This is a genomic window from Adlercreutzia sp. DFI.6.23 (genome assembly GCF_024462535.1).
Taxonomy (GTDB): domain Bacteria; phylum Actinomycetota; class Coriobacteriia; order Coriobacteriales; family Eggerthellaceae; genus Adlercreutzia; species Adlercreutzia rubneri.
The window spans coordinates 1-303 of sequence record NZ_JANGBP010000482.1 but is presented as its reverse complement, the minus strand read 5'-3'; the positions used below and the strand labels follow the sequence as shown (position 1 = coordinate 303).

General features: G+C 54.5%; 1 protein-coding gene. It reads left to right on the top strand.

Annotation, left to right across the window (positions count from 1 at the left end):
- On the top strand, nucleotides 1–232 hold a 232-nt coding region (locus NE591_RS14235; protein ID WP_256156981.1), incomplete at its 5' end, for an HI0074 family nucleotidyltransferase substrate-binding subunit.
- Nucleotides 233–303 lie beyond the last annotated feature (71 nt).

The following is a 303-nucleotide window of genomic DNA, read 5'->3' as shown; positions in this document are numbered from 1 at the left end:
CTCGCCCCGCGAGATTCTCAAGGCCGCTTTTGCCACCTACGATTTCATCGACGGCGATCTGTGGCTCGAAATGCTGAATAACAGCAACGACCTCTCGCATATCTACGATGGGGACACCGCCCGCGCCATGGTCGACCTCATCGTCGAGGCGTATATTCCGGAGTTCAGGGCTCTGAAAGCCGGTTTGGACGAACTATATGAGGGAGTGCTTTTCGGGGTGCAGGACGAGTAGCGCGCTCCTGTGCGCCGAGCTTATTTAGCTCAAGTTGCAAAATGCGGCATTTCACAAAGCCCATTTTTAAG